Annotated in this window: 25 protein-coding genes and 1 pseudogene; 8 read left to right on the forward strand and 18 right to left on the reverse strand. The window is 70.1% G+C overall.

The annotated features are described in order from the left end of the window. Positions 1 to 269 precede the first annotated feature (269 nt). The gene (locus tag ACGFY9_RS13730) at positions 270 to 1310 is read left to right on the forward strand and encodes a DUF2637 domain-containing protein (RefSeq protein ID WP_329260319.1); all 1041 of its coding nucleotides are present in this window, start codon (positions 270 to 272) and stop codon (positions 1308 to 1310) included. A gap of 86 nt (positions 1311 to 1396) precedes the next feature. On the opposite strand, the gene ACGFY9_RS13735 is transcribed toward ACGFY9_RS13730, so the two are convergent. Beyond that, entirely contained in the window at positions 1397 to 1849 is a 453-nt protein-coding gene (locus tag ACGFY9_RS13735) for an ATP-binding protein (protein ID WP_393753911.1), read from the reverse strand. A 475-nt stretch (positions 1850 to 2324) separates the two neighbouring features. Further along, on the reverse strand, positions 2325 to 2795 hold the full coding sequence (locus ACGFY9_RS13740; protein ID WP_393753912.1) for a hypothetical protein: 471 nt from the start codon (positions 2793 to 2795) through the stop codon (positions 2325 to 2327). Positions 2796 to 2941: 146 nt separating this feature from the next. On the opposite strand from ACGFY9_RS13740, the gene ACGFY9_RS13745 reads away from it, so the two are divergent. Further along, positions 2942 to 4075: a helix-turn-helix domain-containing protein gene (locus tag ACGFY9_RS13745; protein ID WP_393753913.1), complete on the forward strand. Its 1134-nt coding sequence runs from the start codon at positions 2942 to 2944 to the stop codon at positions 4073 to 4075. Positions 4076 to 4087: 12 nt separating this feature from the next. On the opposite strand, the gene ACGFY9_RS13750 is transcribed toward ACGFY9_RS13745, so the two are convergent. Together ACGFY9_RS13750 and ACGFY9_RS13755 are read right to left on the reverse strand one after the other, a co-directional pair. Beyond that, positions 4088 to 5830, reverse strand: a complete 1743-nt coding sequence (locus ACGFY9_RS13750) for a pyruvate dehydrogenase (RefSeq protein WP_393753914.1) — start codon at positions 5828 to 5830, stop codon at positions 4088 to 4090. Positions 5831 to 5903: 73 nt separating this feature from the next. Continuing rightward, positions 5904 to 6668 (reverse strand): protein phosphatase 2C domain-containing protein, encoded by a 765-nt coding sequence (locus tag ACGFY9_RS13755; protein WP_393753915.1) that lies wholly within the window; start codon positions 6666 to 6668, stop codon positions 5904 to 5906. A gap of 2117 nt (positions 6669 to 8785) precedes the next feature. Between ACGFY9_RS13755 and ACGFY9_RS13760 the strand changes: the two genes are divergently transcribed. Together ACGFY9_RS13760 and ACGFY9_RS13765 are read left to right on the forward strand one after the other, a co-directional pair. Continuing rightward, positions 8786 to 9766 (forward strand): helix-turn-helix domain-containing protein, encoded by a 981-nt coding sequence (locus ACGFY9_RS13760; RefSeq protein WP_393753916.1) that lies wholly within the window; start codon positions 8786 to 8788, stop codon positions 9764 to 9766. Positions 9767 to 9802: 36 nt separating this feature from the next. Further along, a complete protein-coding gene (locus ACGFY9_RS13765) occupies positions 9803 to 10285 on the forward strand; it encodes a DUF456 domain-containing protein (protein WP_393753917.1) in 483 nt (160 codons plus the stop codon). A 3-nt stretch (positions 10286 to 10288) separates the two neighbouring features. On the opposite strand, the gene ACGFY9_RS13770 is transcribed toward ACGFY9_RS13765, so the two are convergent. Then, the gene (locus ACGFY9_RS13770; RefSeq protein ID WP_393753918.1) at positions 10289 to 11524 is read right to left on the reverse strand and encodes an SGNH/GDSL hydrolase family protein; all 1236 of its coding nucleotides are present in this window, start codon (positions 11522 to 11524) and stop codon (positions 10289 to 10291) included. A gap of 182 nt (positions 11525 to 11706) precedes the next feature. Between ACGFY9_RS13770 and ACGFY9_RS13775 the strand changes: the two are divergent. From ACGFY9_RS13775 to ACGFY9_RS13785, 3 genes and pseudogenes are all read left to right on the forward strand, one after another. Continuing rightward, positions 11707 to 11862: pseudogene (locus ACGFY9_RS13775) on the forward strand (pyridoxamine 5'-phosphate oxidase family protein); the annotation flags it as partial. 47 nt (positions 11863 to 11909) lie between these two features. Next, positions 11910 to 13550, forward strand: a complete 1641-nt coding sequence (locus tag ACGFY9_RS13780) for a recombinase family protein (RefSeq protein WP_393753919.1) — start codon at positions 11910 to 11912, stop codon at positions 13548 to 13550. A 261-nt stretch (positions 13551 to 13811) separates the two neighbouring features. After that, positions 13812 to 14051 (forward strand): helix-turn-helix domain-containing protein, encoded by a 240-nt coding sequence (locus tag ACGFY9_RS13785; RefSeq protein WP_393753920.1) that lies wholly within the window; start codon positions 13812 to 13814, stop codon positions 14049 to 14051. 38 nt (positions 14052 to 14089) lie between these two features. Here ACGFY9_RS13785 and ACGFY9_RS13790 read toward each other — a convergent pair whose 3' ends face one another. The 4 genes from ACGFY9_RS13790 to ACGFY9_RS13805 all read right to left on the reverse strand — a co-directional run bounded on the left by ACGFY9_RS13790 (position 14090) and on the right by ACGFY9_RS13805 (position 16390). Further along, complete coding sequence (locus ACGFY9_RS13790) at positions 14090 to 14440, reverse strand: hypothetical protein (RefSeq protein ID WP_393753921.1); 351 nt, start codon at positions 14438 to 14440, stop codon at positions 14090 to 14092. A 38-nt stretch (positions 14441 to 14478) separates the two neighbouring features. After that, entirely contained in the window at positions 14479 to 14676 is a 198-nt protein-coding gene (locus tag ACGFY9_RS13795) for a hypothetical protein (RefSeq protein WP_393753922.1), read from the reverse strand. Beyond that, on the reverse strand, positions 14673 to 14906 hold the full coding sequence (locus tag ACGFY9_RS13800) for a hypothetical protein (protein WP_393753923.1): 234 nt from the start codon (positions 14904 to 14906) through the stop codon (positions 14673 to 14675). The genes ACGFY9_RS13795 and ACGFY9_RS13800 overlap by 4 nt, the downstream gene beginning before the upstream one ends. Positions 14907 to 15145: 239 nt before the next feature. Beyond that, complete coding sequence (locus ACGFY9_RS13805; RefSeq protein ID WP_393753924.1) at positions 15146 to 16390, reverse strand: helix-turn-helix domain-containing protein; 1245 nt, start codon at positions 16388 to 16390, stop codon at positions 15146 to 15148. Positions 16391 to 16516: 126 nt separating this feature from the next. On the opposite strand from ACGFY9_RS13805, the gene ACGFY9_RS13810 reads away from it, so the two are divergent. Beyond that, the gene (locus ACGFY9_RS13810; protein WP_393753925.1) at positions 16517 to 16699 is read left to right on the forward strand and encodes a hypothetical protein; all 183 of its coding nucleotides are present in this window, start codon (positions 16517 to 16519) and stop codon (positions 16697 to 16699) included. Here ACGFY9_RS13810 and ACGFY9_RS13815 read toward each other — a convergent pair. Genes ACGFY9_RS13815 through ACGFY9_RS13855 form a run of 9 tightly spaced genes read right to left on the reverse strand, consistent with a single transcriptional unit; the run spans position 16696 to position 23607 of the window. Next, on the reverse strand, positions 16696 to 17346 hold the full coding sequence (locus ACGFY9_RS13815) for a collagen-like protein (RefSeq protein ID WP_393753926.1): 651 nt from the start codon (positions 17344 to 17346) through the stop codon (positions 16696 to 16698). The two genes, ACGFY9_RS13810 and ACGFY9_RS13815, sit on opposite strands and share 4 nt — an antisense overlap. Further along, positions 17343 to 17603, reverse strand: coding sequence for a hypothetical protein (locus tag ACGFY9_RS13820; RefSeq protein WP_393753927.1), 261 nt, complete (start codon positions 17601 to 17603; stop codon positions 17343 to 17345). The genes ACGFY9_RS13815 and ACGFY9_RS13820 overlap by 4 nt, the downstream gene beginning before the upstream one ends. Positions 17604 to 17612: 9 nt before the next feature. Next, the gene (locus ACGFY9_RS13825; protein WP_393753928.1) at positions 17613 to 17984 is read right to left on the reverse strand and encodes a hypothetical protein; all 372 of its coding nucleotides are present in this window, start codon (positions 17982 to 17984) and stop codon (positions 17613 to 17615) included. A gap of 2 nt (positions 17985 to 17986) precedes the next feature. Continuing rightward, positions 17987 to 18208 carry a hypothetical protein gene (locus ACGFY9_RS13830; RefSeq protein ID WP_393753929.1) on the reverse strand — a complete coding sequence of 74 codons (222 nt, stop codon included), beginning with the start codon at positions 18206 to 18208 and terminating at the stop codon, positions 17987 to 17989. A gap of 13 nt (positions 18209 to 18221) precedes the next feature. Next, positions 18222 to 19100, reverse strand: a complete 879-nt coding sequence (locus ACGFY9_RS13835) for an endolysin (RefSeq protein ID WP_393753930.1) — start codon at positions 19098 to 19100, stop codon at positions 18222 to 18224. A gap of 2 nt (positions 19101 to 19102) precedes the next feature. Continuing rightward, the gene (locus tag ACGFY9_RS13840; protein ID WP_393753931.1) at positions 19103 to 19942 is read right to left on the reverse strand and encodes a C1 family peptidase; all 840 of its coding nucleotides are present in this window, start codon (positions 19940 to 19942) and stop codon (positions 19103 to 19105) included. Between the two features lie 11 nt (positions 19943 to 19953). Further along, a complete protein-coding gene (locus ACGFY9_RS13845) occupies positions 19954 to 20169 on the reverse strand; it encodes a hypothetical protein (protein ID WP_393753932.1) in 216 nt (71 codons plus the stop codon). A gap of 8 nt (positions 20170 to 20177) precedes the next feature. After that, on the reverse strand, positions 20178 to 20738 hold the full coding sequence (locus ACGFY9_RS13850; protein WP_393753933.1) for a hypothetical protein: 561 nt from the start codon (positions 20736 to 20738) through the stop codon (positions 20178 to 20180). A gap of 10 nt (positions 20739 to 20748) precedes the next feature. After that, a complete protein-coding gene (locus ACGFY9_RS13855; protein WP_393753934.1) occupies positions 20749 to 23607 on the reverse strand; it encodes a hypothetical protein in 2859 nt (952 codons plus the stop codon). Positions 23608 to 23610: the final 3 nt, after the last annotated feature.

Below are 23610 nucleotides of genomic sequence, written 5' to 3' on the forward strand. Positions count from 1 at the left end.
CTAGGATCAGCCGCGAACAAGGCGTCCGTCCGGTCACAGGTGTTTCACAACTTCCTCACTTGCCGCAGGAACTTTCCGTGGAACCACCCGTACGGGTAGTCTTATTCGAACTCAACTCCCGCCCCTCAAGCGGCAGTTCGAGCAGAAAGCCGTCCTGGGCATCCCCTTGCACCTCCTTGGCGGCCTCTTGCCCCGAAAACGCCTGAGGGCCGTTGGGATTGGGCCACTATGGCGGGCGTTACGCCCTATCCCAATGCAAGGGACCCCAGATGAGACTGACCGACATATCGCTGAACTGGCTGCTTCCCGGCGCCGTACTGCTCCTGGGCATGCTGGCGGCGGTTGCGGTGCTCGCGCGGAGCAAGCGGTCCGGCGGGGAGCACGCGAAAGACGACTCGTGGGAGCGCACGGAGGAGCGCCGCAGGCGCAAGGAGGCCATATACGGCATCGCCTCCTACGTCCTCCTGTTCTGCTGTGCGGCGGTCGCCGCGGCACTCTCCTTCCACGGACTGGTCGGCTTCGGCCAGGAGAACCTCGGCCTCACCGACGGCTGGGAGTACCTCGTCCCGTTCGGCCTCGACGGTGCGGCCATGTTCTGCTCCGTCCTCGCGGTCCGCGAGGCCAGCCACGGTGACGCGGCCCTCGGCTCCCGGATACTCGTGTGGACGTTCGCGGCCGCGGCCGCCTGGTTCAACTGGGTGCACGCGCCCAGGGGTGTCGACCACGCGGGCGCTCCGCAGTTCTTCTCCGGCATGTCGCTGTCGGCCGCGGTCCTCTTCGACCGCGCGCTGAAGCAGACCCGTCGTGCCGCGCTGCGCGAGCAGGGTCTCGTGCCGCGTCCGCTGCCCCAGATCCGTATCGTCCGCTGGCTGCGGGCCCCCCGGGAGACCTACAGCGCCTGGTCGCTGATGCTCCTGGAGAACGTGCGCAGCCTGGACGAGGCGGTCGACGAGGTGCGCGAGGACAAGGCGAAGAAGGAAGAGACCCGACTGCGCCGGCGCGACCAGCAGCGGATCGAGCGGGCCCAGCTCAAGGCCATAAGCCGGGGCCAGCGCGGCCTCATGGGACGGGGCGGTGGCCGGTCGCCGGAACCGCAGGCCCTGGAGCGCGGCTCCGGTCAAGCATCCGCGGAGCCTGCTCTATCGACGCCGGAACAACTGCCGGTTCGCACGCGTCCCTCACTCCAGCCAGTCCGCGGGGCATCTGACCCGATAACCGTCGACCTCACCGCTGAGGACGACACGATGGCCCTGCCGCGGCTCGACTCCCTGGAGCGCAAGCTCAAGGACCTGGAGCAGCAGTTCGGCTGACCCGAGGGCTGAGAACCTGGAGCCGGGACCGGGCGACAATCGGGACGGGGGCGGAGTCCAACTGGACGCCGCCCCCGTCCCGTTGCTCATGCCGCGTCCGAATCCAGCTCGAACCAGACGGACTTGCCCACCCCGTGGCCGGACACTCCCCAGGCGTCCGCGAGGGACTGCACCAGGAACAGGCCCCGGCCGTGCGTACCGTCGTCGGCGTCCGGTACGTGCAGCCGGGGCCTGCGCGCCACGAAGTCCCGTACCTCCACGCGCAGTCCACGGGGTCCGACGGTGGCCGTGAGCACGGCGTCGTGGTCGGTGTGGATCAGCGCGTTGGTGACGAGTTCACTCGTGAGCAGCTCCGCTATCTCCGATCGTCCCGGCCTCCCCCAGTGCCGTAGCAGTTCACGCAACGCTCTGCGCGCCTCGGGCACCGCCCGCAGGTCCGCGCGTCCGAGTCTGCGCCTCAGTTGAGGCGGCTGCGCCGGTTCCGTGGCGCTGTCGGCCTTGTCCTCCGCCGCTTTCGCCGAGGAGGCCCCGATCGCCATGGGACCGCCCCCTCGTGCTTGCCTCTTCATGACCCCCGCCTGCACGCCGGTTTCCGGTTCCTTCCTGCTCGAACACGTTCACGGGGATCCATGCCCTCGTCGGGAACAGGGCAGTCATGTCGAATGGTCAACGACCGGGTGTTCGGCCACAGTTGCGCCGGGTCGTGCGGGGCGGAGGATTCGGGGGCGCTGCCGTCCGTCCGGTCGAACGGCCACGGTACGGAGCATGCGGCCCGGGTGGGGCGGTCGGGGCGTTCCCCTCCGGGGTGCCGTGGCTCCCGGCGCCGGAACCAGACACCCCGTGACGTCCTGACCACCGGCGATCGAACCGACTGCCGATGCGCGGCTGCCGATCCGGCCGTAGTCCGCGAAGGCGTGGGGCGGTTGGTCCCCCCGGACCTCCCCCGAGTCCCACGCTCCGTGAAACTGGCCGGAATCAGCCGTTCAAGAACCGCGAACGCCCCCTCTACGGGGCCTACTTGCCGCCGATGCCCTTCGTGCCGATGTGGATGATCTTGTGGGTCGTGCGGGTCATGTCGACGACCAGCTTGCTGGTGTCCCCGCCACCCCACGTCAGAGTGATCGCGGCCTCGGTGTAGTCGGCGGTGCCTTTGTCGGTGACCTTCCAACTCATCGGCGTGTTCTGCGCCAGGAGAACGCCGTCCGCGTGGTTCTTCGCCTCCCAGGCCTTCAGCTTCTTCAGGTAGGCGGGGGTGAGGTAGTAGGTGCGCAGCTCCGTGGCGAGCTTGCCGCCGCCGTTGTCCAGGTCGCTCTCGGCGTCGATGTAGGCGCCGTAGAAGTCGGCGATGCGGGTGATGTTGTCGTCCGGCGAGCCGCTCACGGTGCGCGGGGCGCCGGCGGAGGCCTGGGCCGCCACACCCAGCCCGAGGGCGAGGGCGAGGCCGGCGGCGAGGGCGGTGCGGCGCGTGGCCTTCTTGCTGTTCACGTGTGTTTCCCCGTTCGGTTCGGTGCCGTGCTGTGGTCGGACCGAGCTTCGCCGTACGGCGGCGGCGACCGCAATGACCGACACCGACCCCGCGACGGTGGAACCGTCCCACCCCGTCTGACCTCCTGATATGAGGAGTCCCTGGGATGCCGTCCTGGGACGCGACACGCACGGGGGGAACGGTGTCGGGCGAGGCCAACGACAAGGATGTCGAGGAGTTCGCGGCGCTGCTACGGCGCCTGAAGGCACGCACGGACCGCAGCTACAGCCAGCTGGCCCGCCGCCTGAACATGAACGCGTCGACCCTGCACCGCTACTGCGTCGGCGAGGCGGTCCCCCTGGACTTCGCGCCCGTCGAACGGTTCGCGGCGCTGTGCGGGGCGACCCCGGAGGAACGGCTGGAGCTGCACCGGTACTGGATCCTGGCGGTGGCGGCGCGACAGCGGCGACGGGATGCGGAGCCTCCGGTGGAGAGTCCGGTTCCAACACCGGACGCGGCTCCTGACCCCGCGGCCCGAGCGCCCTGGTACCGGCGGCGGCTCACGCTGACGGCCGCCGCCGTGTGCGCGGTGCTCGCGGTGTGGGGCAGCCTGTCGGCGGTGTCCACGCACGACACGCCCAGGTCCAAGCCCGGCGCCACAGCCAAGTCCTCGCCTTCCGCCCTTCCCGCTCCCCTCACCTGGACCGCCAACTCCCAGGTGTGGGCCCTCAATTGCAGTCACGACTACGTCGTCGACAAGTCACCCGGGCAGGTTCCGCCGCCCCCGGCTCCCGAGGACGCCGGGGCCTGGGCGGCGCAACAGCACGCGGTGCACGGGCGGGAGACGAACGTCGAGATCTCGGTGCAGGGGCGGACGTCCACGGCGGTCGTCCTGGAGGCGCTGCGCGTTCGGGTCGTGGGCCGGGCCTCCCCGGCCCACGGCACCGCGTACGCCATGGACCAGGGCTGCGGCGGCGAGGTCAGCCCCCGCTACTTCGGCGTGGACCTGGACGCCCGCCGCCCGCTGGCCCGCCCGTTCGCCGGGAGCACCCTGGGCACACCGGCCCCGGCGGTGCACCTGCCGTACCGGGTCTCCGCACAGGACCCCGAGGTGCTGCTCGTCAAGGCGCAGACCCAGACCTGCGACTGCCGCTGGTACCTCGAACTCGACTGGTCCTCCCAGGGCCGCACCGGCACGCTCCGCGTCGACGACCACGGCAGGCCGTTCCGCACAAGCGGCATCAAGGGCCTGCGGCACCTCTGGTACTCGTCGAACGGGTGGGCGCCGTACGACGGTTAGGACCCGACGGGTCTAAGGCCGGGGCACGTTGCGGATGTTGGAGCGGGCCATCTGCAGCATCCGGCCGACTCCCCCGTCCAGCACGATCTTTGAGGCCGACAGCGCGAACCCGGTGACCATCTCGGCGCTGATCTTCGGCGGGATGGACAGGGCGTTGGGATCGGTGACGACGTCGACGAGGGCCGGGCCGTTGTGCTTGAACGCTGCCTTCAGGGCGCCTTCGAGGTCCTTGGGCTTCTCGACCCGCACACCGTAGGCACCGCAGGCGCGTGCCACGGCGGCGAAGTCGGGGTTCTTGTTGGTGGTGCCGTACGACGGGAGACCGGCGACCAGCATCTCCAACTCGACCATGCCCAGGGAGGAGTTGTTGAACAGGACGACCTTCACCGGCAGGTCGTACTGGACGAGGGTGAGGAAGTCGCCCATCAGCATGGAGAATCCGCCGTCGCCCGACATCGACACGACCTGCCGCCCGGTGTCGGTGAACTGGGCGCCGATCGCCATCGGCAGCGCGTTCGCCATCGAGCCGTGGGAGAACGAACCGATGATGCGGCGGCGGCCGTTGGGCGTGATGTAGCGCGCGGCCCAGACATTGCACATCCCCGTGTCGACGGTGAACACGGCGTCCTCGTCGGCGAGTTCGTCGACCACGGCGGCCACGTACTCGGGATGGATCGGTACGTGCTTCTCGACCTTCCGCGTGTACGCCTTGACGACGCCTTCCAGCGCGTCGGCGTGCTTCTTGAGCATCCGGTCGAGGAACTTCCGGTCCCCCTTCGGCTTCACCCGCGGGGTGAGACAGCGCAGCGTCTCCTTCGCGTCGCCCCACACCGCGAGGTCCAACTTCGAACGCCGGCCGAGGTGTTCGGGCCGTACGTCGATCTGGGCGATCTTCACGTCGTCGGGGAGGAACGCGTTGTACGGGAAGTCGGTGCCGATGAGGATGAGCAGGTCGCACTCGTGGGTGGCTTCGTAGGCGGCGCCGTAGCCGAGCAGACCACTCATCCCCACATCGAAGGGGTTGTCATACTGAATCCACTCCTTGCCCCGCAAGGCGTGTCCGACCGGGGACTTGATCTTCCCGGCGAACTCCATGACCTCGGCGTGCGCGCCGGCGGTGCCGCTGCCGCAGAACAGGGTGACCTTCTCCGCCGCGTCGATCATCTCGACGAGCTTCTCGATCTCGGCGTCGCCGGGGCGGACGGAGGGGCGGGAGGTGACGAGAGCGGTCTCGGCGGCCCTGTCCGGGGCGGGCTCGGAGGCGATGTCGCCAGGGAGGGAGACGACGCTGACACCGGACTGCCCGACAGCATGCTGGATGGCGGTCTGCAGCAGCCGGGGCATCTGCTTCGGGTTGGAGATGAGTTCGCTGTAGTGACTGCACTCCTGGAAGAGCCGGTCGGGGTGGGTCTCCTGGAAATACCCGAGGCCGATCTCGCTGGACGGGATCTGCGAGGCGAGGGCGAGGACCGGGGCCATGGAACGGTGGGCGTCGTAGAGGCCGTTGATGAGGTGCAGGTTTCCGGGGCCGCAGGAGCCGGCGCAGGCCGTGAGCTTCCCCGTTATCTGTGCTTCGGCGCCGGCGGCGAAGGCGGCGGTCTCCTCGTGCCGTACGTGGATCCAGTCGATGGCGGAGTTGCGGCGGATCGCGTCGACGACCGGGTTGAGGCTGTCGCCGACGACGCCGTAGAGGCGCTTGACTCCGGCGCGGACGAGGATGTCGACGAACTGTTCGGCAACGTTCTGCTTGGCCATGGTTCTCGCGTGCCCTTCGGTTTCCTGTGTCCTACGGATCCCTCTGGGTTCCATGAATTCACAGCCTCGGCGCTCACGCCTCCCAAACGGCGGCGGCCGTGCGGTCGTCGGCATAACCCTTGACCCGCACTTGGGTGTCGGCGAGGAACGCGGCGAGGCCCGGCGGGGTGGACCCGGACCACCGCCCCGCCAGATGCGCGGACAGCTCGGGCTCGCCGCGCAATGGTTCCGCGAGCCCGCCGGTGCACATCAACAGCGTGTCGCCCGGGCGGGCCACGGAGGCCCGGAAGCGGAAGGGTTCGCGGGGCGGCTCGGGGGCGGGTTCGTACGGGCTCGGAGGCGTCGGAATCCCAAGATCCATGGTGAGCCGGTCGCCCTCGGGCGTCTCGGCGGGCTGCGACCCGAACCCGACGACGGCCTCGCCGCTCAGGTCGCCGACGGTGGGCTCGATGTCCTGCCACTCACCGTTCCGCAACCGGAACAGCCCGCCGGGCCCGACCCCGAAGAAGACCCGGGTACGGCACTCCGGGTGGGCGGGCAGCAGAAGACACCGCAGGCCGGCCGAGTACTCCTCGGGGTCGATGCCCTGTTCGGCGGCGCTGGCGCGGAGCTTGCCGAGGCTGCGGTCGGTGAGCCGATGCAGCCCCGACTTCAGATCCCCGCGCCGGGCAGCCCTTATGTCCTCGGAGAGCCGCGCATGGCTCCGCCCCACGGCCCGCGCGATCCAGTCGCAGGCCTCGGCGGCGGCCCGATGCGCCCCCGGCGTGGCCCGGGCCCCGGTGGCCATCGCCACCAGCACCAACGCCTGCTCCCCGACCCCGAACCGCGCGGTCAGCAACGAGTCCCGCCGCGGCTCCCCCCTGAACCGCGCGGAGTCCCCCCGCACAGAAACAGCCCTGATCGTGCTCGCCCCGTACCGCGCCCCGTCCAACACGGTGTCCGCGACCAGATCGTCGAGCTCATCCGGATCAGCGAGCGGGAGAGCGGTGGGCTCGGCGTCGTAGGTGGGGGGTCCGGAGCCTACGTAGTCGACGGTGAGGGAGGTGGGCGGCGGTGCGAGAGCGGGGAGGTTGGGGGGCGGGGCGAGCGGGAGGGGTTGGGGGGCGGCTGAGGGATACGGACGGGGGGCCTCCGAAGCAGGGGCGGGGTTGTCGCCGAAGGGCGCGGGCGCGGCCGGCGGCTGCGGGTAGGGGCGCGGGTCGAACGGGCGCTCCGGGTGCGGGGATTGCGGGGCGGTGGTGGGGGGTGCGGGGGTGGCCGGGGGTTGCGGATAGGGGGTGGGGTTCGGAGCGGCCTGCCCGTCGGGACGGAGGTCCTCCGGAGCTGCGGTGGGACTGTCGGCAGGGGGTACGGGCGCGGCCGATGCCTGCGGATAGGAGCGCGGGCTGGACGGGCCGTCTGGCCGCGGGTCCCTCGGCGCGACGACCGGGCTGTCGGCAGGAGGTGCGGGAACGGACGATGGCTGCGCGTAAGGGCGCGCTGAGGCCGGGCCCTCCGGACGGAGGCCGCTGGGATCGCCAGCAGGGCGGGCGGGAGCCGCCGACGGCTGCGAGGCGGACGGCCCGTCCGGGCGGAGGTTCTCCGGAGCGCCGGCGGGGTTGTCGGCAGGGGGCGCGGGAACAGCCGATGACTGCGCATAGGGGCGCGGGGAAGACGGATCATCCGGACGGAGAGGCTGCGGAGCCCCGGTGGGATCCTCGGCAGGGCGCGCGGGAACCGCCGCCGACGACGGAGCGGAAAGCCCATCCGGACGCAGGTCCCCCGGACCGACGACGGGGTTGTCGGCAGGAGGTACGGGCGCCGCCGGTCGCTGCGGATGCGCGGGCCGAAGCTCCGCACCGGCGGGCCGCTGAGTGTCGGCCTGCGGGAGGTCGGGCTGTGTGTCCTCGTGCGGGACCTGCCGGGGCGGCGCGGGAGGGGCCTTGTCGTCGGGGGCTTCGGGGGCCACGGGCGTGAACAGCGGAGGCTCGTCATGCGGGTCCGCGCGGGGAGCGGTCGCGGGAAACGGCGTGATCACCGGAGGCTCAACGCTCGGGTCCGCGCCGGGAGCGGTCGGCGCCACAGGTGTGAACTTCGGAGGCTCGCCGTACCGATCCGAGCCGCCACCCCCCGGAACTGATGACGACGAGGCGCCATCGCCAGTGGCTACGGTTGGGCGGTCACCCGGCGCACCAGCACCCGCCGCGTCACCCCGAGGGGCAGGCGGCCCGGAGTTGGGCCGGGCTGTCGCGCGGGGCCCCGGGACACCCGGGCCCACTGGACGCTCCCGATCGTCCGACGGAGGCACCCCCACTGTCCCCGCCGCCGAAGCGAACCGGTCGTCGACGGAGTCGCCCGCGGCCGTGGGCCCCGTGTCCTCCGCGGTGTCGTCGTACAGCTGGCTCCACCAGTCGTCCTCGTGACCGGTCGGCGATCCCCCCTGCTGGCTCATGCCCCTAATTGTCCACCGCGCGGGCCAGTTGGAAACGGGGCGTCCGGAAAAACGGGCGCGAACCCCTCCTCGAACGGCGTGTCGGATGACCTGCCGAACACCCGTCCGCCACAGGATGAAACAGGCCGCCGGGCGGTCCCACCCCCCACGGGAGGACCGCCCGGCGACAACTGAGTGACCCGGCCCCAACTCCCCTGCGTGCCGGCGCACGTCATGGGCCCGGGTCACGTTCCAAGTGACCGAATCCCGTCGCGGGTTCGGCCCACCCGGTCCCGAGTGTGACCGGCTTTCCTGAAGCCCCCCTGTGATTCGCGCCTGACTCCCCCATGACCCACCGCGCGCGAACCCGCAGGCCAAGAAGGACCAATACCGGCATTACGGGCGACAGTTGATGCCCCAGTGGCGCAACCTTGGCAGAGTGACGGGTGGTACGGCGATGATGTGCCGAGGCGGTTTTGCGCCGTGGCTGTTTTCCGCCACGGCCCGCGGGACGCGACGGGGTCTTCGGGGAGAGGCGGCACCTGGTGCTGGGAGCGATAGGCCTGGACGAGGCACACGAGTCGGCGTACCGGGCACTGGTGTCCGTCGGCGCCGCGGACGTGCCCGATCTCGCCCGACGGCTGACCATCGGCGAGTACGACACCGAGCGCGCCCTGCGCCGCCTGGAACGGCACGGACTCGCGGCCCAGTCCTCGGCCCGCCCCGGCCGCTGGGTCGCCGCCCCGCCCGGGGTCGCCCTCGGCGCGCTGCTCACCCAGCAGCGCCACGAACTGGAGAAGGCGGAACTCGCCGCCGCGCTGCTCGCCGAGGAGTACCGCGCCACCGCCGCCGAACCCGCCGTACACGACCTGGTGGAGGTGGTGATCGGCGCCGCGGCCGTCACCCAGCGCTTCCTCCAGCTCCAGCTCGGCGCCACCGAAGAGGTCTGCGCGCTGGTCACCGGGACCCCGGTCGCCGTCACCGGCATGGAGAACGACGCGGAGGAACAGGCCGCCGACCGCGGGGTCCGCTACCGGGTCGTCCTCGAACGCGCCGTACTCGACCAGCCGGACGGCATCACCGAACTCACCGCCGCGCTCAACCGCGACGAACAGGTGCGGGTGGTCGACAAGGTGCCGACCAAACTGGTGGTCGCCGACCGGACCCTCGCGATGGTGCCGCTGACCTCGCACACCGCGGAACCCGCCGCACTCGTCGTGCACGCGAGCGGCCTGCTGGAACTGCTCTCCGGACTCTTCGAGTCGGTCTGGCGGGACGCCCTCCCCCTGCGCCTCGGCACGTCCGGCCCCATCGAGCAGAACCCCGACGGCCCCGACGCCACCGACCTGGAGGTGCTGTCCCTGCTGCTGGCCGGGCTGACCGACGCCAGCGTCGCGAAACAGCTCGACCTGGGCCTCAGGACGGTCCAGCGCCGGGTGAAGCGCCTGATGGAGCTGACCGGCGTCACGACCCGGCTGCAACTGGGCTGGCACGCCTACGAACGAGGCTGGGTGGCCCGTACCTGACCTGCGGTTTCACCCGGGATCCCGCAGGCTGGACAGATGGGAGTGGGTGAACTCCTCCTGGTCGGCGTCGTCATCCTGCTCGGCCTGTGCGGAGTCTTGGTGCCCGGAGTGCCGGGGTCGTGGCTGGTGTGGGCCGCGGTCCTGTGGTGGGCGCTGAAGGACCCGCAGCCGGTGTCCTGGGGCGTCCTCGTGGGCGCCACGGTCGTCCTCTTCCTCTCCCAGGTGATCCGCTGGGCCCTCCCGCCCCGCCGCCTGCGTGCGAGCGGCGCGACCCCCCGAATGGGCGTGTACGCCGGTGCCGGCGCGTTCCTCGGCTTCGTCCTGATCCCCGTGCTCGGCGCGATCCCCGGCTTCATGGCCGGCATCTACCTCCACGAACGCCTGCGCCTGGGCCGCCACGGCGACGCCATGGCCTCCCTCCGTACGGCGATGCGCTCGGGCGGCTCCAGCGTGCTGACCGAACTGTTCACCTGCCTGCTGATCATGGGCGCGTGGGTGGGCGCGGTGATCTGGAGCTGACCCTCAGCTGAGCACGGTCAGGTCGACCGTGTCGGCGAGCGCCCGCATGCCCGCGTCGTTGAAGTGGAGATGGTCGCCGCAGTCGTAACCGGGCAGGATCCGCTGCGGCTGCGCCGGATCACGGACGGCCGCGTCGAAGTCGACCACCCCGTCGAAGGGCCCACCGCCGCGAATGAAGACATTGACCTTCTGCCGTACGGCTTCGCGGGCCGCCGTGTATCCGCTGTTGCCGCCGTACGGCGTGAGGGTCGCGCCGATGACGCGGATGCCGTGCGCGTGGGCGCGGCTCACGAGGGTGCGGTAGGCGCTCTCGAAGGCGCCGGGGTCGGTGGCCGCCGGGGTGCCTTTGATGTCGTTGATGCCTTCGAGGACGATCAGCACCCGCACCCCCGACCGCGACAGGGCATCGGCGTCGAGACGGGACAAGGCACTCGGTCCTACGTCGTCGCGCAGCAGCCGGTTGCCGGAGACACCGGCGTTGAGGACACCGAGGCGGCGATACGCAGGCAGGGTGCCGAGACGTTCGGCGAGCCGGTCGGGCCAGCGGTGGTTGGCGTCACGGGTGGAACCGTTGCCGTCGGTGAGGGAGTCGCCGAAGGTGACGACACTGCCGGCCGCCGGGGCGTCAAGGACGTCGACACCGGTGACGTAGTACCAGGAGGTGGTGGTCGCCGTGTACCCGGAACCGTCGACATCGGCGGCCCGATTCCCTTGCGGCGCACGGTAGTTGGTCTGCCCGGCCGCACGGTGGTAGGTCGCCGGACCGGAGTCGTCGGGCGTGTGCACGGTGACGAGCAGGTCCGCCGCGTCGGGCACGGCGAGCGGAACGGGATCACTGACCAGATCCGCGCCCGCCGGAATGGTGACCGTCCGGGCACCGCCGAAGGTGGCGACCCGCATCGAACCGGGCACGGCGTCCGGACCCGCTTCCCGCAGGGCGACGGTCACCGCGTCGAGGCGGAGGGGCGCGGTACCGAGCCGGTTGGTGAGCCGGACACGGGTGGCGCTGCCGCCGACGCTGAGGTGGACGACGTTGCGGAGCGAGGCGCCGGGCTGGGCCGGGGCGGTTCCGGAGGGGGCGGCTTCCCAGGTGCCGGTCCAGGTGCCGAACGGGTCGGGGGCCGAGGCCTTGGGAGCGGAGGCGTCGGCTGTCGCCGCACCCGCCATCCCCGCCGTTCCAACTCCCGCGCCCAGCACGAACACCAGCAGTCCTACGACGACTCGTCCGGCCCCGACCATGAGCGCTCCGCCTCTCCCCGCCAGCCACAAGGAAGGCGACCGTGGCACGCCGGAACGGGCGGACGGCGGAGCATCACCGGTGCCGGGCCCCCCGTCCCCTGTCCGGCGTAGGACGCGGAGCGGAGGGCGGCCTGGGACCGGAGGCCGATGCGCACGGCGGGCAGGCGTGTTTGGCTGCGGTCATGACCGAATTCACCGAGGCCGAACGCGCGTACCTCACCTCACAGCGACTGGGGCGTCTCGCCACCGTCGACCCCCAGGGCCAGCCCCAGGCCAACCCCGTCGGCTTCTTCCCCCAGGCCGACGGGACGATCCTGGTCGGCGGCTATGCGATGGGCACCCCCAACTCTCCCCGAAGACACCTCTAACGTGGGAGACTCGGCCCGTGCCCACCCACGCCGAGAGTGCCATCCGAGTCGTCCGCCAAGTCGTGCGCTGCTTCATCTACGCACGCATCAGCGAAGACCGCGAAGGCGCCCACCTCGCCACCGAACGCCAAACAGACGACTGCCGCGCCCTCACACAGCAGCTCTCCACCCCACAGATCGAGTACCAGATCGTCCGCGTCTTCGAAGACAACGACCTCTCCGCCTACACCGGCAAACCCCGCCCCGACTACAAAGCCATGCTCGACGCCCTCCGCAACGGCGAAGCCGAATGCGTCCTCGCTTGGCACACCGACCGCCTCCACCGCTCCCCCGTGGAGCTCGAGGAGTACATCGACATCTGCGGGCCCGCCGGCATCGACACTCGTACCGTCAAGGCCGGGCAGCTTGACCTGTCCACCGCCACTGGCCGCATGATCGCCCGGCAGCTCGGCGTCCAGGCCCGCTACGAAGTTGAGCGGATGATCGAGCGATCGAGGCGCGCCCGCGATCAGAAGGTCGGCCGCGGCGAGTACTCCGGCGGCCCTCGCCCCTTCGGCTACGAGCCGGACGGCGTCACCCCCCGCACGCTCCAGTGCCCTGGCTGCGCCCGCACGGGGCCCGACGGGTTCACTGCGCGTCGGCAGTGCGACGGGTGCGGGGCTGTCGACGAGTTCAACCGGAACCTCATCTGCCAGGCGTGTGAGGCCACAGACACCCTGACCGTTACCCGCGTATGCGACGACTGCGGGACTGAGGCCCGGCTCGCGGGAGGATCGGAGGCGGCAGTAGTCCGTGACGCAGCCGAGGCTGTTCTGTCCGGGACCTCCTTGAATTCTCTGGCTGAGTCGCTCGCAAAGGCCGGCCAGGGCACGAGTCACGGCAACAGGCAGCGCGGCCCGAATCTGCGGGCTGTCCTGCTGCGGCCCCGGAATGCTGGGCTGATGAAGCACCGCGGTGATGTGGTCGGCCGTGCGGACTGGATGCCGCTCCTGGATGAGCCGACGTGGCGGAGCTTGGTTGCCGTGCTCGAAGATCCCGCACGTATCCCGGCGGTGCCGAATACGCGTAAGCACCTCGGGTCGAACATCTATCGGTGCGGAGTGTGTGAGGCCACGCTGAAGGCGTCGTCGAAGCCGAATCGGCGCGGTGGCGGGACGCGCCCGGTGTACCGGTGCCGGGTCAAGGACTGCGTCACGCGGGATCTCCCTGACCTGGACGGCTACGTCATCATGCAGCTCATGGACCGGCTGTCCCAGCCGAACGCTCACGATCTGCTGAGTCCGCGCGAGGAGCCCGTCGACGTGCGCGCGTTGCAGACCGAGATGCGGGCTGCTCGCCGACGTCTTGACGATCTGGCTGAGGCGTTCGGTGAAGGCGAGATGGACCGGCAGGAGTGGCGTGCGGCTTCCGGCCCGGCGCGAACGCGGCTCCAGGCCGCCGAGGACAAGATGAACGCGGCGGTGAAGAAGAACCCGGCGGCCGATCTGATCAGCGCCGAGGACCCGGTGACGTTCTGGAACAGCCCGGACTTCGATCTGTCGAGGAAGCGAGCGAGCATCGACTACCTGATGACGGTGACCGTTCATCCCGCGCGGCGGGGGCGGATGCCGGGCGGCGGTTACTTCGATGCGGACACGGTCCAGATCGACTGGAAGTGACAGCGCCCTCGGTCCGGGGTCTGGGGACAGAGGGCGCCAGGGCCGGCCGCCACAGCCTGGGGGGCTAAGCGACGGCCGGCCGGTCCCGTGGGGGCGAATGCAGTTTTTCGCCAGGAGCCAGTATTGAACAACCGTCAATACGGGCTATCACTCGAACGAGCGTTTTATTCTTCCGGCCCTTGCGCGGTGGCTGGATAGCTCACTCACGAATGTACCAACGATGGTACAGACAACGATCACGGCGCCCACCAGCGTGTATGCGTGCCATCCGAACCCCTGCCCGCCTGGGTACTCACCCGCCGACAGGCCATCGGAGACAACATCCGCGCCGCCCGCGAGCGTCAACACCCGAAGATCTCCCAGGAGAAACTCGGCGAACTCACCGGCCTCGACCGCAAGACGGTCAACCGGATCGAGCAGGGCTCCTACTCCACGCTCCTCGACCACTTGCTGCTCATCGCCGACGCCCTGAACGTGCCGCTCGCCGAGCTGGTGAGGTGACCCGCCAGCCGCCCTCGGGGTAGAAAAGCGGCAGCGGGTCACCTCGACGGCCGCTCCTCCCCTCCAAGGGATATGCGGCCGTCATCCCGCCATCCGCGCGAGGCATCGACGCGGGCGGCGGGAGTCGGATGGCCCAGCGCATGCAGGGCGCGGGCTTCCACGCAGTGCAGGGTGGGCTCGCAATACGCGCAGGTGGCGGTATGCGCCCCGTACGTCTTCGCGGCCTGCTCCCGCACGCATTCGAGGCAGGCCTGCGGGTTCCAGACGTACAGGGCGGCGTCGACGACGTTGACTCGGCGTCCGAGATTCACCACCGGCTTGCCGTATCCGCACCACACGCACCGCCTGCCCTCCACCCGCTGGGAGGAAAGCTCTTCGGGTCGGGGCATGTGCAGAAGCGGGATGGGGTCTGCGAAGTCGGAGTGCACTACTGCTCCCCGAGCGGGGTCAGGCCGTGCTGTGCACGGTGGCTCGGGCAGGCGCTGTAGCTCTGCTGCCGGGGCCCGCTCCCTGCATCGGACGCGGCGACGGGGCGGACGTCAGACGCGAAGCCGCGGCACCAGTGGCAGTACTGGAACACGGGAGCCAGCCGCTCCCCGGTCGGCGTCCCGTCCTGGCCCGTCATGTGTCCGCTCCGGCGGAGAGCCGGGCCCACACGGCGTGCTCGTCGGCGGTGATTCCGGTGATGCGGGACAGGCCGTTGATGATGCGCCAGCCGGGGCCGTGGCTGTGGCGCAGGAAGAGCCGCTCGGACGTTGCGGCGGTGATCTTCAGGTCGTCGCCGGTCGCGGCGAGGGTGACCTCGATGGCCTCCGCGCCTGCGCTGAGGGTGGCGATGAAGAGTTCATTCGCCACGGTCGGGGCGTCTGGGTGGTCGGTGTGTGCGGCTGTCCAGGCGCGGACCCTGAAAGCCTCTGCTGGGTGGCCTTTGAAGGTGAGTCTGTGCGCGCTGGTGTCCATCGCTCACGCCTCCCCGATCACGGTGATCCGTCTCACACACCCGACCGTAGGAGCCGCTCCCCGAGCACAACAGACACGTTCCGTGGACCTCGTAGACCTGACCGCGCGGTAACGGACACGTTCCGTGGACCTTCTCAGCGCCTCCCGAAGAACTGCGTCAGCTCCCGCTCCTTCAACGTCATCCGACGCCGCTTGCTCTTCCCCATCACGTCATGGAACGTGTCGGCGGCCATCCGCTGGTGCCGCAGCCACTCCGGCGTCTCGCCCATCAGCGACCACAAGATGTTGGTCGCCTCGTCCGGGGTCCGCATCATCACGTGCGCCTGCGCCACATCGAGCAGGTGCCTGCGCATGAACAACCTGCCCTTCTTGTCGGTGGGGGTCGGCATCCGCTCCGACAACCGCAACACCCGGTCTGGTTTTTCCGCGACGAGCTGGTTCTCGATGCCCTGGAACGCGACCGTGCGCCAGTCGAAACGCCCCCACGACGACACGGCGACCGCCTGGCCGCCTCCCAGGGCGACGCCCGCAGTCCGTCCCAGTCGGAGGATTTCCCGGGCCTCCGACGGCCTGTTGTTGCGTGCCGCCGCCGCGCTCCCGTGGACGAGGAGCTTCCCCCAGGCGCCGAGCGTCGTCTTCGTCGCCCGGGAGATCCTCGGCTCTACCGCATCCGCCGTCGCGACGCTCACCTGCTCGGCCTCGTCCAGGCGTCCCTGACGCATCAGCAGCCAGCCCTGCTGGTACACGGCCGCGGCGACGCCGCCCATGTCGTCGGCCCGTACTGCGTCGCCGATCGCGTCCCGCAGCGCGGTGTGCGCGAGGTCGTAGGCGCGGACCTGAGTCAGGTAGCGGCCGGCCATCTGCAACACGTCGGACCGGATCCGGACCGCCGCAGTGTGCTCGGCGCCGTTGTCGAAGTACGCGACGGCGGCGTGGGAGGCGTGGACGAGGGCGGGGAGGAACTCGCTGACATAGCCGTACTGGTCACGGTGGTAGGCGGTACCGACCTCGGCGGCAGTCGAACGGAGCCGGTCGAGGTCCGGATCGACTGCGACGGTGTCGGTGAGGCGCCCGGAATAGGTGACGGCGGGAGCGATGGCCTGCCTGAGCGGCATGAGGTCGATGTTGTCGTCGTCTCCTCGCGTCGTGGCGTGCGGGCCGCCTGATTCGAAGAGGGCGCTCGTGCGGACGCCGAGGGCGCGGGCGAGAGCATGGTAGGTGTCGACCCGGGCGGTGCCGCCGCCCTCGAGCTTTTTCACCACTCCGATGCTGAGGCCCGATCGTTCGGCGAGGCGTTCCTGGGTGAGACCGCTCGCGAGACGGAGTTCTTTGAGCTGGTCGCCGGGATGAGGGGATGCGGTGTCGGTGTGCTCGGGCATACTGGGACTCCTCGTTCTGACCTCGACACTCAGAACGCTACTCCTCGGTCCCGCTGTGGAGTTGGTGGTTGCGCCCCCTGTACTCGCAGGGGGCGCGCCTGCGTTCGGGGTCCGTAGACTTGCCGCATGCCCCCCACTCCCGACCGTCAGCCTGGTTCCGTGCGGTCTGCTGCCGAGGTGAACGAGGAGATCCGGGCCCTGTGGTCGCGCACGGGCGGCACCCTGTCGGAGGCCGAGCGGCGCGGGTACGAGCAGCTGCTCGTCGAGTGGGCGGCCACAGTGCAGGCCGACGTCGTGCGCGCGGCCTAGAAAGTCTGGCGGCGGCTCAGGGCCCACGCCAGCGCCAGCGTGGACGCCGACGGGGACGGCGAGTTCGACGGCTGCGGCGCCCCGTCCTTCCGGCACACCAACGCATCAGGGTCGTACGACGGGGCTTGCAGCTGATAGCCGTCGGGGCACGTCTGCCCATTCTGGCCGTCGGCGCCGTCCTTCCCATCCTGCCCGGCCGGACCCGCCGGGCCGGGGGGACCCTGCGCTCCGGCCGGTCCCGTCGGACCGACCGCTCCGGGCGATCCGGCTGTGCCGGGCTGGCCGCTCGCGCCCGTGCTTCCCGTCGCCCCGGTCGGGCCCGGAGAACCGGGCGCCCCCGACGGCCCCGGGATCGGTACCGGCACTTCGGCGCGCGCCGACAGCGACGGCACGGCCTTGCTCGGGTCAGGGGCGACCGGTGTCTGCCCCGCTGCCCGCACCTGCTGTCGAAGCGCCCGCACGTCCCCCGCCAGCGTGCTGACGGCGTCGCCGCGCTTGTTCGCCTCTGCGGCGGCGGCCGCGTACCGCTGGTCGGAGGCGTCGACGCGGTGCCATGTGGCCCAGGCGATCCCGAACAGGGCGAGGATCGCGCACGCTGTGGCGATGCCGCGCCAGTGCTGGACGATCGTGCGCTCGGTCCGGGTCATGGGGTGGGAGTTCCTCCGAGTCGGATGATCTGAATCTCTAGCTCGGTGATCCTGATCAGGTAGTCACGGCGCAGCTGTTGCAGGTCTGCGAGCTCTGTCGTCAGGGCTGCCAGTTCTGTCCGCTTGGCGGTCAGCTCCTCCTGGAGCTGGTCCGTGAGCGAGTTGCGGGTCTCTCCCCGCTTCCCGATGTACGCCACCGCGCTCCCGGACAGCACGCCCACACAGGCGAGAACTGCGCCGAGGGTGGTGGCGTCCAAGCGGGCCTCCTACGCGGCGGTGACGAGGCTGGACTGCTCGATCTTCAAGGACGTGATCGGTGCTGTCACCTGGGGGCGGACGACGATGAGGGCGAGTCCGCCCTCGATGAGCGTCATCCATAGGGCCTGCTGATCGGCCGTCATGTGCAGGCCGAGGCCGAGGAGCAACGCGATGCCCGCGTGGGCGAGGTTGACGAGCGCGGCGAACGCGGCGCCGTTCTTCAGGATGAACGCGTTGGCGACGGCGACGATGCAGGACAGAGTGACCATGATGGCGGTCTGGAGGTCGGCGGACACGTGGAGTCCGTAGGCGGCGCCGAGCTTGAGTGCGATGGCGATGAACGCGAGGATCGCGACGGGTTCTCTGCCGAAGATGCGCATGGTCAGGTCTCCTTGAGGGTGTCGAGTGCGGCGCGGACGAAGCAGTCCTTCGCCTCCAGCAACTTCCGCAGCCCGGCCGTCAGCTCAGGCCCATCGGGCAGAGCGTCGACGAGCTGCTGCGCCAGGTCGCCGCACGGCTTGCTGACGGCCTGGAGGGGTTCGGGGAGGTGCGCGTACTCGAAGTAGCGCAGCAGGTGGGTGATGCCGGGATGGCGGTCCGCCACGATGGGGCTCCTGTCAGGCGACGACGTCGAAGCCGTGCTTCGCGCCGAGTTGCTTGAGGCTGGTCATGCCGGGGATGCCGTCGGCGGCCGTCCCCGAGTAGCCGAGGTGGCGCTGCCACTTCGCGTACGCGTCCTTCGTGAGCGACCCGTACGAGCCATCCACGTAGGCCGCGGCGAGGTAGCCCTCCGCCTTCAGCGCCTTCTCCACGACGAGGACGTCTGCCTTGTACGTGGTGTGGCCTTGCGCTGCCGCCGGGTCCTTCTTCGCCGCGGCGACGACGTGCGCGAGAGACACCTTCGGCTTCGTCGACGGCGTCACCGGGGTGGGCGTCGTCGCGAACAGGTTCGGCATCGGCCCCGGATCCACGTGCGTGTTGCCGGGAATCTGGTGGTGCCCGTAGTGGCCGCCGTTGCCGGTCCACGTGTCGAGCGAGACGGTGTCCCGAGCGAACGCGGTCGGCGCGCCGCCCGGCCACAGGTCCGGAATCCCGAGCGATCGCAGCCACGCCACGATGGCGTCGAGGCCCTTGCACGGGGTGTCCTTCACCGTGGCGTACTTCTTGCCGTTCACGGTCTCGCCCGCGGTGAACACGGTCTCGACCTGGACGCAGTACTTCCCGGTCCGGTTGGTCTTCACCGATCCGTCGTTCTGGAGAGACAGCGACCGGGAGTCCGCGGGGAAGAACTGCGCGATCTGCCCGGTGAACGGGTCCCACAGCAGGTGCGGGGCCACGCTGGCGCCGCCGCCGGTGAACCAGCCCAGCTCGGCCGCAAACGTCCAGTCCTTCGCGTTCGAGGTGATGTGCCAGACCGCGCGGGCCGGGCCGCCGTTCATGGCGCCGGTGTCCTCGATGGCGTGTCTGGTCGCGCCGGGCATCCACAGGTTGGTCATGGTCAGAGTCCCTTCGCGGTGAGCCAGTCGCGGGTGGCGAGTGCCATCGCCACGTCCGGGTCAGCAGGCACTGGCGCCGGAGCAGGGGCAGCAGTGAGTGCGGGCACCGTGACGTCGCCCTGCTGCGACAGCAGCCACGTCAGATCCGCCGTGGTGAAGTAGCCCCACCCCTTATCGCCCCACGCGCTGTTCCACGAGTTCGGCACCCAGTACTCGCCCGAGCTGGCGTCGTACTTGCACAGCTCCAGCTCGTGGCCGCCCGCGATGGGCGAGGTCTTGTCGATGAGGATCCGACCGTCGTTGGCCGTGTCGAACGCGCTCTGCGGCCACACGATGCCGAGCAGCACCGCTCCGGACTGGACGGCGGAGTTCAGCGCCGCGATCGAGAACGCGTGCGTGTACGACCCGGCGAGCCCGAGCGCCTTCAGCGCCTTCGCGACACCCAGCCCCGTCGACCCCGTGTCGGTCGGCGGGTACGTCCCGGAGACGCCGTCGAGGATCGTCGCCAGCTTGTACAGCGACACCGCGAACGCCTCGTCCAGGATGTACGTCCCAGCCACGAACACGCCGTGAGAGGCCGCAGCCCCGCCCGCGCTGATGGTGACCGTCGTCGACGCCGTACGGCCGGCCGAGTCCGTACCCAGCACGCCCGTACCCGCGTTGCCCGTGCACGAGCCCAACGAGCCCTGATCCAGGATCGGGATCCGCCGCGCCCACTCCACAGACTTGATCGCAGACTTGGGCAGCACACCGTGCGCGAACGCCAGCGACCGCGGGTCATGCTCGACATGCCGGCCCAGGCGAAACGGTCCGCCTGCTTCAGGAAGATGCTGAATGGTCATGGTGCTCCTGCTCACAGGACTGTCGAGACGGTCTCGAACTTGGTGGTCTTCACGGTGTCCACGTTCTGCGCCGCCGCTACCAGCGCCGCCACGTCGTCGACAAACGCCCACAGCGCCGTCTCGCCCGCCTGCAGGACGAGCCCGCTGAGCGTCACGCTCGCCACCGGATCGCCCGGCCGGCTGGTGTCGAATCCGTCGACCTGGACTCGGATGAGTGATGTAGCCATGAGGTCTCCTAGGCGATGCGCAGCAGGCGCAGCCACGAGTCGGTGTACAGAGTGGTCGCGGAGGCGTTGCTGGTCAGCTGGGCCCAGTCCAGCGAGTACGTTCCCGCCGTCGAGCCGACCCGCAGCGTCGTCTTGATGTGCAGGGTGATCGGCACCCCGCCGATACCGAGGCCACCGAACGAACGGGCCGAGAACACGTCGTTGGTCTCCACGCGCATCAGATAGCCACGCGCATCCGGCGTGTCCGTGATCAAGGCTGGCGTGTTGTTCGAGCCGATGACCGGCGAGTGGCCGGCGCCGATCGCCGTCCACTCGCCGAGCGCTCCGGCGGGCCCCGACCAGTCCAGGTTCAGGTCCGCGGCGGTGGGCGAGTCGTATTTGAGCCAGCCCTCGCACACGTAGACCGCGTTCGCGGCCACCTCGAACTGAAGGTGCGGGTCCGCGGCCGTGACGGTCGTCGCGGCCCGGCTGGTGTCCGAGGTTTTACGGGCCACCTGCTCCTGTGCGGAGCGCAGCAGGGCGGCGGTGATGCGCTGGCCGCCGAGGAACGTGGGATAGGCCTCAGCCACGGGTGCCTCCTTACAGGGCGAGGGGGGTGGGGTGGACGAGCGAGAGGGCCTCGCCCGCGGTGTGGGCTTTGACGACGCCGTTGATGCTGCGGGTGACGGTCATCGTCTGCGGGTTGATCAGCCGGTAGTTGTCGTACTGGATCGCCACTGAAGCGGCGTTCGTGTTCCCGGTGACCCTGATCGACCGGGTACCGATCGAATAGGCGGGGCTGATCCCCGCATCGGTGCCGGCGATGTGCCACTCCGGGGGCTCCAGCGCGTCTGTGGCCGCCCACGCCTTCGCTTTCAACGCGCTGCCCGCCCCCTGAAACCGCACCCGCACATAGGTGCCGGCGACGTGGGTGACGGGGACCGTGTACGTGCCAAGGTCGGTGGTGGCGTCAGCGAGGAGACGCCGCAGGAGAAGAACCACCGTGTTGGAGGTGGTGAACTCCAGGCGGGCCATGTACATGGTGCTGGAGTCCTGCATGCGGGCGGTGACCGCCCCGTACAGGCTGTCTCCGGTGGCGAGTGCGCTGGTGGTGATGTCGCAGTAGAGGTCGAAGTCCGGGCCTGCCGCGGTGATGGAGGTGCGGCGGGATACGTCGGTCGTCGACAAGGTGGCTACGCCGGAAGCTCCGTCGACCGCGTAGTCGGAGGCGCTGCCGCCGGTGGTGGTCCAGGTGCTTCCGGAGTCGGGTGTGCCCCAGTTGCTGGAGACGGAGCGGGTGAACGTGTCGGTGACCTTCGGCGTGCAGGCGGTGGCCCGCATGACCTCGCCACCCGTGCGCAGGTCGAACGGAAACTCTGCGGTGTCGGTGGTCCACAGGTCCGCCTGCCCTGCGGCGGGGATGACGTCGATGGATGTGTCGCCGGTGCCGATCGCGGTCAGCAGTTGGGAGTCGATGTCGATGCGGGCGGCCGTGCTGTCGAGGTAGCCGACCGTGTACGGGCTGGCGGGCGCGCACACGAAGGTGATGCGGTGCTCGAAGTGGGTGATGGTCGCCGATGTGCCGAGGATGAGCTGGTCGATCGTGTCCGGCGGCAGCCACGCCGCCGGCGGATTGATGATCTGAAGGCGGTCCCCGAGCCGCAGGGCCAGGATCGCGCGGCGCATCGCCGGGGTGATGGAGGAGTGGGCGAGGTTCACCGAGATCTGCGGGTAGCGGGCCTCATCGACCGTGCCGAGATGGACGCGCCAAGCCGCCTGGTCCAACAGTGTGTTGTCGTCCGTGCTGGCCAGATTCAGGGTGACGCCGCCAGTGTCGCCGTACACGCCCACCGCGGCCGTCGACAAGGTGCCGGTCGTCGCCTCATAGGTTTGGGAGACCCCGGCGACGGTGACCGTGACCCGGTTCTGGACGTTGCGGTCGTCCTCCACCGGCACCGGCACGGCGGCGAGGTTGAAGCCCGTGTAGTCGAGGACGATCGCCGGGTCCTGGCTGTACAGGGACGCGCGGGTGCGGTAGCCGAGGCCCAACACGTTGGTCGTCTCGTACAGCAGGCCGCCGTCCGCGAGCGTCGACTCCTGCGCCAACGTCAGCAAGTTCTGCTTGCTCTGCGCGCCGAGCGCCACCGTGTCGTCCAGGTCGCCCACCCAGTCGAAGGCGATCGCCTGCTCCCCGCACAGGCGCTGGATACGGCGGCCGGCTACCTCGCCGACCGGATTCAGCCGCACGCCGAGCGCGTCGATCGCCGTAATCCGGTTTTCGACCGTGCAGTGCCCGACCGCCACCCCCGGCAGGAACTGCGTAGACGCAGGCCCCGACGTAGCGCGAGCAGCAGGACCGAACTGCACCTTCGTGACGCGGGTGAGCTGAGTGAGGGCCTGGCTGTCGGACACGCTGTAGACGTGGCCGGTGAGGACGTCCTTCAGCTGCAACTGGCGGGTGATGGCAGTCCCGGACTCCTGGAGCTCCACGGACACATAGAGGAGGCGGCCACGGACGTCAACGGTCGACGGTAGTTGGATGCCCAGGAACGTTCCGTCCGACGCGCAGGTGCGCAGGACCAGCGAGTTCGTGGCGTCCGTCGTGCTGTAGTACACCTCCCAGAACTGCGCTGAGCCCGCGCTGTAGTCGACCTGGTCGATCGAGCACAGCACCTTGCCGTCCGACAGCCCGGCCGCTGGGATGTGGGCCAGGAACCTGACCTGGGTGGCGGTGGGGTCGGCGTACTTGGGGACGCCCCCAGACAGGACGGCGCCGCTGATGTCGGGCAGCGGGTCCGACGCGGCGAGGTCGGCGTACGACGCGAGGGTAGGTGTCCCCGTCCACGTCATGGGCGAGCCCGACGTGAGCGCCGCCGCCAGCGATGTTGCGCCGGTGGCGTCCTCCATCGGCCAGTACGCCATCAGGTTCGTGCTGGTGGGGTTCGTGATCGCGGTGTAGATCACCGACCGTTCCGGTGCCGGGCCCTGCGCCAGGCGCTGCATGATGCCGTTGACGGTGACGTCGCACCACACGTCGTTGCCCGAGGCGTCCCAGTTCGGGGCCCACGAAGTGACCTCGCCCCAAATCTGGTAGTCCTTGCCGCCGTTGCCGTCCGGCACGCTGATCCGCATCTGCGTGTTGCGCCCGATGAGGCCGTAGTACGCACCAGACGGGTTGCGTGGGGTGAACCGGCCGTCGCCGTTCTTCAGCTGCAACTGGGCCTGCGCCCGGTCGGTCTGCGAGCCCTCCCCGCCCTGAATGCCGTACGTGATGGAGATCTGGCCGCCGTCATCCCGGACCATGACGTAGGGGTCGGTGATGTCGACCCACACGCCGGCCACGAGCAGCTCCACCTGTACGGGCCGCCCGTTCGACACCTCCCCCGTCCCGGCGAGCGGGCCAGGCAGGTTGCGGGCGCGGCGCTTCCACGCGGCAACGAGCGGGGCGATGGCGGGCATAGG

Source organism: Streptomyces sp. NPDC048504 (assembly GCF_043200035.1).
In the GTDB taxonomy this organism is placed as follows: domain Bacteria; phylum Actinomycetota; class Actinomycetes; order Streptomycetales; family Streptomycetaceae; genus Streptomyces.

Bases quoted from the DNA above. Each gene is read 5' to 3' on its own strand.
- ACGFY9_RS13730 (WP_329260319.1), top strand. From the start codon at position 270: ATGAGACTGACCGACATATCGCTGAACTGGCTGCTTCCCGGCGCCGTA.
- ACGFY9_RS13735 (WP_393753911.1), bottom strand. From the start codon at position 1,849: ATGGCGATCGGGGCCTCCTCGGCGAAAGCGGCGGAGGACAAGGCCGAC.
- ACGFY9_RS13745 (WP_393753913.1), top strand. From the start codon at position 2,942: ATGCCGTCCTGGGACGCGACACGCACGGGGGGAACGGTGTCGGGCGAG.
- ACGFY9_RS13750 (WP_393753914.1), bottom strand. From the start codon at position 5,830: ATGGCCAAGCAGAACGTTGCCGAACAGTTCGTCGACATCCTCGTCCGC.
- ACGFY9_RS13765 (WP_393753917.1), top strand. From the start codon at position 9,803: ATGGGAGTGGGTGAACTCCTCCTGGTCGGCGTCGTCATCCTGCTCGGC.
- ACGFY9_RS13770 (WP_393753918.1), bottom strand. From the start codon at position 11,524: ATGGTCGGGGCCGGACGAGTCGTCGTAGGACTGCTGGTGTTCGTGCTG.
- ACGFY9_RS13790 (WP_393753921.1), bottom strand. From the start codon at position 14,440: ATGCCCCGACCCGAAGAGCTTTCCTCCCAGCGGGTGGAGGGCAGGCGG.
- ACGFY9_RS13795 (WP_393753922.1), bottom strand. From the start codon at position 14,676: ATGACGGGCCAGGACGGGACGCCGACCGGGGAGCGGCTGGCTCCCGTG.
- ACGFY9_RS13805 (WP_393753924.1), bottom strand. From the start codon at position 16,390: ATGCCCGAGCACACCGACACCGCATCCCCTCATCCCGGCGACCAGCTC.
- ACGFY9_RS13810 (WP_393753925.1), top strand. From the start codon at position 16,517: ATGCCCCCCACTCCCGACCGTCAGCCTGGTTCCGTGCGGTCTGCTGCC.
- ACGFY9_RS13815 (WP_393753926.1), bottom strand. From the start codon at position 17,346: ATGACCCGGACCGAGCGCACGATCGTCCAGCACTGGCGCGGCATCGCC.
- ACGFY9_RS13825 (WP_393753928.1), bottom strand. From the start codon at position 17,984: ATGCGCATCTTCGGCAGAGAACCCGTCGCGATCCTCGCGTTCATCGCC.
- ACGFY9_RS13835 (WP_393753930.1), bottom strand. From the start codon at position 19,100: ATGACCAACCTGTGGATGCCCGGCGCGACCAGACACGCCATCGAGGAC.
- ACGFY9_RS13840 (WP_393753931.1), bottom strand. From the start codon at position 19,942: ATGACCATTCAGCATCTTCCTGAAGCAGGCGGACCGTTTCGCCTGGGC.
- ACGFY9_RS13845 (WP_393753932.1), bottom strand. From the start codon at position 20,169: ATGGCTACATCACTCATCCGAGTCCAGGTCGACGGATTCGACACCAGC.
- ACGFY9_RS13855 (WP_393753934.1), bottom strand. From the start codon at position 23,607: ATGCCCGCCATCGCCCCGCTCGTTGCCGCGTGGAAGCGCCGCGCCCGC.